Here is a 6,747-nt window from a genome sequence, read left to right on the forward strand (position 1 = left end):
CTGGAACGGCCGTCTCCGCCTTGGATACGTTCGACGTTTCCCGGCGGGGACGAACGGATCGGGGGACCGATGATCGACGCCTACGAGGACCCGGGCGTGCCCGACACCCGTGGCGGCTGGCACTACCTGTGGTGGCTGGTGCTCCGTCAGCCGCTGCGCTCACTGGCCGGGGCGGTGCTGGGCAGCGTGTGGATGGTGCTGCTGGCCGCACAGCCGTACCTGATGGCGCGGGCGGTCGACGACGGGCTGGTGCCGGGGCGGCTCGGGGTGCTGGCCTGGTGGACCGCCGCGATGTTCGTGACCGGGTCGGTGAACGCCTGGCTGAGCATCATGCGGCACCGCACGATGACCCGGGTGCGGATGGACGCCCACTTCCGCACGGTCAAGGTGGTCGTGGGGCACGTGGTGCGGCTCGGGGCCGCGCTGCCGCGCCGGGCGGGGGCCGGCGAGGTGGTGACGATCGGGGTCGGCGACGTCCAGACCCTCGCCCAGGCGCTGACCGTGGTCGGGCCCGGGGTGGGCTCGGTCGTGGTCTATCTGGTGGTGGCCGGGGTGCTGCTGTCGGTCTCGGCACCGCTGGCCGCGGTGGTGCTGCTGGGGCTGCCCACGATCGCGCTGGTGACCGGGCCGCTGACGCTGCGTCTCCAGGGTGCGGAGACCGAGTACCGGGACCGGCAGGGTGTCCTCGCCGCACGCATCGGCGACCTGGCGGGCGGGCTGCGCGTCCTCAACGGGCTGGGCGGCAAGGGGCTGTTCGCCGACGCCTTCCGCGAGGACTCGCGGCGGCTGCGGGCGCAGGGCTACCGGGTGGGCGCGGCGGCCAGCTGGGTGCAGGCGCTGGGCGTGGGGCTGCCCACCCTGTTCCTGGCGGTGGTGACCTGGCTGGCGGCGCGGCTGGCGGCCGGCGGGGAGATCAGCGTCGGCGAGCTGGTGGCGGTGTACGGCTATGTGGCGGTGCTGATCGGACCGGTGGCGTTCTTCGTGCTGATGGCCTACGACCTCAACCGGGGCGTGGTGGCCGCGCGCCGGGTCGTACGGCTGCTGCGGCTGGAGCCAGAGCCGGACGAGGGCACCCGGTGCGCGCCGGACGGGCCGGCCGAGCTGCACGATCCCGCGTCGGGGGTGCGGGTGGTGCCGGGGCGGCTGACCGCGCTGGCCGCGACCCGGCCCGCCGACGCCGCCGCGGTGGTCGACCGGCTGGGCCGGTACGGCCCGACCGACGCGACCTGGGGCGGGGTGCGGCTCGACGCGGTCCCGCTGGACGCCGTACGCGCGCGTGTGCTGGTCGCGGACAACGAGGCGGACCTGTTCGCCGGGCCGCTGCGGGAGATGGTGGCCGCCGAGGGCCCGACCGACGAGGCCGCTCTGCGGCGGGCGGTGTACGCGGCCGCCGCCGAGGACGTCGTACGCGGTCTGCCGGACGGTCTCGACTCGGCCGTCGCCGGGCAGGGCCGCAGCCTGTCCGGCGGGCAGCGGCAGCGGATCCGGCTGGTGCGGGCGCTGCTGGCCGACCCCGAGGTGCTGCTCGCCGTGGAGCCGACCTCGGCGCTGGACGCGCACACGGAGGCGACGGTCGCCGAGCGGCTGCGCGGCGCGCGGGAAGGCCGTACGACGGTCCTGACGACCACCTCGCCGCTGGTGCTGGACCGGGCGGACACGGTGCCGTTCCTGGTCGACGGCAAGGTGGCGGCGCGCGGCCCGCACCAGGTTCTGCTGGCACGCGAACCCGGTTACCGGGCGCTGATGGCCCGAGCCACCGAAGAGGCCGACGCCGAGGAGGCCGACGCCGACGAGACCGACGCCGAGGAGGCCGTGCGATGACGACGGACGGCACACTGCTGCCGGTCGCCGACCGGGCCGGGGTGCGGCGGGCCACCGTGCGGCTGGTGCGGGCCGACGCCCGGGCGTTCGCGGCCGCGCTGGTGCTCAACGCCCTGGCCGCCGCCGCGGGACTCGCCGGGCCGTGGCTGGTCGGGCGGATCATCGACGACGTGCGGGCGGGACGCGGGGCCGGGGCGGTGGACGGGCCCGCGCTGTGGATCCTGCTCGCCTCGCTGGCGCAGCTGCTGCTGGCGCGCTGGGCGCGGTACGTGGGGCACCGGTTCGGGGAGCGGACGCTGGCCCGGGTGCGGGAGGAGTACGTCGACCGGGTGCTGGCGCTGCCCGCGTCCGTGGTGGAGCGGGCCGGCACCGGCGACCTGACCGCGCGGGGCACCGCCGACGTGGCGACGGTGGGCACCACGCTGCGGGACGTCGGCCCGGATCTGCTGGTCAACTCCGTGCAGGCGCTGTTCGTGCTCGGCGCGGTGTGCGCCCTCGACCCGCTGCTCGGTGCCTTCGGGCTGCTCGGGCTGACCCCCGTCTGGCTGGCGCTGCGCTGGTATCTGCGGCGGGCCCGGGACGGCTACCTCGCCGAGGGGGCGGCCACCTCGCAGGTGGCGGAGATCGTGGCGGCGACGGCGGACGGCGCCAGGACGGTGGAGTCCTTCCGGCTGCGACGGCGGCGGATCGCGGCGAGCCGGGAGGCGTTGGAGACCTCCCGGCGGACCCGTCTGCACACCCTGTTCCTGCGCACGGTGTTCTTCCCGGCGGTCGAGGTGACGTACACCGTCCCGGTGGCGGGGGTGCTGCTGTTCGGCGGGTGGCTGCACGCGCGCGGCTCGGTCGGGGTCGGTGCGGTGGTGGCGGCGGCGCTGTATCTGCGGCAGTTCGCCGAACCGCTGGACCAGATCCTGATGCGGGTGGAGCAACTGCAGAGCAGCGGGGCGTCGTTCGCGCGGGTGGAGGGGATCGCCGGGGCGCCGCCGGACGACGCCGGAGGCGGGTCGCCGGTGCCCGCGGACGACCGGATCGAGGTGCGCGGGGTCCGGTACGCCTACGAGCGCGGCGGTGAGGTGCTGCGCGGAGTGGACCTGACGGTCCGGCCCGGGGAACGGCTCGCGGTGGTGGGTCCCTCGGGGGCCGGCAAGACGACCCTGAGCAGGCTGCTCGCGGGCATCGACCGGCCCGGGGCCGGCACGGTGACGGTGGGCGGGGTGCCGGTCGCCGATCTGGAGCCGGAACTGCTGCGCCGCCAGGTGGTCCTGGTCACCCAGGAACACCACGTCTTCCTGGGCACGGTCCGCGACAACCTGCTGATCGCCGAGCCGGGCGCCACGGACGCCGGCCTGTGGGCGGCGCTCACGGCGGTGGGCGCCGCCGACTGGGTGCGGTCCCTGCCGGACGGTCTCGGCACCCGTCTCGGCCCGGGCGGCGAGCGGACGGACGGCTCGCAGGCCCAGCAACTGGCCCTGGCCAGGGTCGTCCTGGCCGACCCGCACACCCTGATCCTCGACGAGGCGACGGCCCTGCTGGATCCCACCACGGCCCGCACCACCGAACGGGCCCTGGCGGCGGTCCTGCGGGGCCGCACCGTCATCGCCATCGCCCACCGTCTGCACACCGCCCATGACGCGGACCGGGTCGCGGTCATGGAGGACGGCCGCCTCACGGAACTGGGCCGCCACGAGGACCTGGTGAGGGCGGGCGGGGCGTACGCGGCCCTGTGGCGGACGTGGCACGGGGACACCGGGGAACACTGAGCGCGCGGGCGGGGACACCGGGGAGCGCAGAGCCCCCGGGGTGGGGGCGCCGGGAAACCGGGAGCGCCACGACGGCCGGCCCGCCGGAGAGACTCCGAGCATCGGACACGGCCGGCCCGCCAGGGAGCTCCCAGCCCCGGACACGGCCGGCCCGCCAGGGAGACCCCGAGCATCGGACACGGGCGGCCCGCCAGGGAGGCTCCGAGCCCCGGACACGGCCGGCCCGCCAGGGAGCTCCCAGCCTCGGACACAGCCGGCCTGCCGGGGAGACCCCGAGCCCCGGACACGGTCGGCCCCCCAGGGGGCTTCCGGGCGCCCGGGTACGGCCGGCCCGCCGCATTCCCGTGGGCCGTTCGCTCCCCGCAGGTTCGTATATCGAACCCGAACATCCGGTCAACGGGACGTTTCCGGCCAAGTTTGTGACGCGGTCCTGACAGGTGCGGTGATCCCCTGTCACTCTTCCCTGACCGACTCACAGCGACCCCACAGCTCGGCACGCTCCGACGTGAGCCGGCTTCGCACCCGCACCTGGTTCTGCGCACCGCCCTGTTCTGCCCGGGCGCTCTCGACCCATCGCCCGGTCTCCCCTGGCCGCGCGACCCGCGGTCACGCAGAAGGAGTCAGTGTTGAGAAGCATTTCCTCTCGCGGACGCACCTCCCACACCACTTCGCGCCCCACGGCGCACCGCCGCACCGCCGCCGTCGCCCTCGCCGGCGTCGCCGCCCTGATCGCCGCCGCCGTCCAGTCGGGCGCCGCCAGCGCCGCGCCGGCGAACCCGCAGCCCGGCAAGGTCAACCCGGCCCACGCGGCCGTCAGGCTCAGCCCCTCGCAGCGCGCCGAGCTGATGCGCGACGCCGATGCCGCCAAGGCGGCCACGGCCCGGTCGATCGGGCTCGGCAGCAAGGAGAAGCTGGTCGTCCGGGACGTCGTCAAGGACGCCGACGGCACGCTCCACACCCGCTACGAGCGCACCTACGCCGGCCTGCCGGTACTCGGCGGCGACCTGGTGGTGGAGTCCAGATCGAACAAGACCATGGACGTCGTCCGGGCGACCGGCGCCACGCTCGCCGTCCCCTCGCTCACCCCGGCCGCCTCCAGGGCCGCGGCCGAGAAGCAGGCCGTGCGGCGCGCCAAGGCCCTCGGCGGCACCAAGTCGGCGGCGGACTCGGTGCGCAAGGTGATCTGGGCGGCCACCGGCAAGCCCGTCCTCGCCTACGAGACGGTCGTCGGCGGCCTGCAGGACGACGGCACCCCGAACCAGCTGCACGTCGTCACCGACGCCGCCACCGGCAAGAAGCTCTTCGAGTACCAGGGCATCAGGAACGGCGTCGGCAACACCCAGTACAGCGGGCAGGTCACGCTGACCACGACCCAGTCGGGTTCGAACTACACGCTCACCGACGGGGCGCGCGGCGGCCACAAGACGTACAACCTGAACCACGGCTCCTCGGGCACCGGCACCCTGTACTCGCAGACGAACGACACCTGGGGCAACGGGACCAACTCCAACGCCGCCACCGCGGGTGCGGACGCCCACTACGGCGCCGCGGTCACCTGGGACTTCTACAAGAACACCTTCGGCCGCAGCGGCATCAAGAACAACGGCGTCGGCGCCTACTCCCGCGTCCACTACGGCAACGCGTACGTGAACGCGTTCTGGGACGACAGCTGCTTCTGCATGACCTACGGCGACGGCTCCGGCAACGCCAAGCCGCTGACCGCGATCGACGTCGCGGGCCACGAGATGAGCCACGGTGTCACCTCCAACACCGCCGGCCTCAACTACAGCGGCGAGTCCGGCGGCCTGAACGAGGCCACCTCCGACATCTTCGGCACCGGCGTGGAGTTCTACGCCAACAACGCCTCCGACGTCGGCGATTACCTCATCGGCGAGAAGATCGACATCAACGGCGACGGCAGCCCGCTGCGCTACATGGACAAGCCCAGCAAGGACGGCTCGTCCAAGGACAGCTGGTACTCGGGCATCGGCGGCGTCGACGTGCACTACTCGTCGGGCCCCGCGAACCACTTCTTCTACCTGCTCAGCGAGGGCAGCGGAACCAAGGTCATCAACGGCGTCAGCTACAACTCGCCCACCGCCGACGGTCTTCCGGTCACCGGCATCGGCCGGGACAAGGCGCTGCAGATCTGGTACCGGGCGCTGACCACGAAGTGGACCTCCACGACCAACTACGCGGGCGCCCGCACCGGCACCCTGGCGGCGGCCGGTGAGCTGTACGGCACCTCCAGCGCCGAGTACAAGGCGGTGCAGGACGCCTGGGCGGGCGTCGCGGTCGGCGCGCGCTCCGGTGGCGGCCCAGGCGGCGGCACGTCGTACGAGAGCACCACTCCGGTGTCCATTCCGGACCACGGGCCGGCCGTCACCTCGAACATCTCCGTCTCCGGCCGGACCGGCAACGCGCCGAGCAACCTCGCGGTGACCGTGGACATCACGCACACCTGGCGGGGTGACCTGGTGATCGACCTCGTCGGTCCCTCCGGCACCGCGTACCGCCTGAAGAACTTCAGCTCCTCCGACTCGGCGGACGACGTCAACGAGACCTACACGGTCAACGCCTCCGCCGAACCGGCGAACGGGACGTGGCAGTTGAAGGTGCAGGATCAGGCCACGTACGACACCGGAAAGATCAACGGCTGGAAGCTGACGTTCCCGTAAACCACACGCCAACACCCCGGGAACACAAGGTCGCCCGAGGCTCCGGCACCCTCGGGCGACCCGCGTTCACATGGCCGCAACGTTTACCGGACAGTCGGCTTTCGGCCAACATCACTTCAGGGTCATGACATGTACGCGCCCCGGGTGTCACTCTCTCTCCACCCGCCGCAGCAGCACAGCAACTTCTCAACCCCCATACACCGGCCAGTAACCCCACGCTGACCGGACTCCCCACAAGAAGGAGCTTGCGTGAGCCCCCTCTACGCGCGTCACAAGCGCACCACTCTGGCCGTCGCCACCGCTGTCGCCGCCGGAGCCCTGCTCTCGACCGGTCTGACCACCAGCGCCTCCGCGCAGGTCCCGGCCGGGTCCGCGAAGCCGCTCGCGGCCGCGCCGGCGTCGCTGTCCGCCGCTGCCCGTACCACCCTGATCCAGCAGGCCAGGGCCGGCGCCGTCGAGACCGCGCGGCACATAGGCCTCGGCGCGAA

3 protein-coding genes and 1 pseudogene are annotated in these 6,747 nt (G+C 73.6%); all 4 read left to right on the forward strand.

Going from position 1 to position 6,747, the window contains the following annotated elements:
- Positions 1 to 69: 69 nt before the first annotated feature.
- The gene (locus ABVB68_RS34810; protein ID WP_353605210.1) at positions 70 to 1,821 is read left to right on the forward strand and encodes an ABC transporter transmembrane domain-containing protein; all 1,752 of its coding nucleotides are present in this window, start codon (positions 70 to 72) and stop codon (positions 1,819 to 1,821) included.
- Positions 1,818 to 3,581, forward strand: a complete 1,764-nt coding sequence (locus ABVB68_RS34815) for an ABC transporter ATP-binding protein (protein WP_353605211.1) — start codon at positions 1,818 to 1,820, stop codon at positions 3,579 to 3,581. Before ABVB68_RS34810 ends, ABVB68_RS34815 begins: the two co-directional genes overlap by 4 nt.
- Positions 3,582 to 4,207: 626 nt before the next feature.
- Complete coding sequence (locus ABVB68_RS34820) at positions 4,208 to 6,259, forward strand: M4 family metallopeptidase (RefSeq protein ID WP_353605212.1); 2,052 nt, start codon at positions 4,208 to 4,210, stop codon at positions 6,257 to 6,259.
- Between the two features lie 249 nt (positions 6,260 to 6,508).
- Positions 6,509 to 6,747 (forward strand): annotated as a pseudogene (locus ABVB68_RS34825) (M4 family metallopeptidase); the annotation flags it as partial.

The organism is Streptomyces sp. NPDC096012, from assembly GCF_040426375.1.
Lineage (GTDB): Bacteria > Actinomycetota > Actinomycetes > Streptomycetales > Streptomycetaceae > Streptomyces.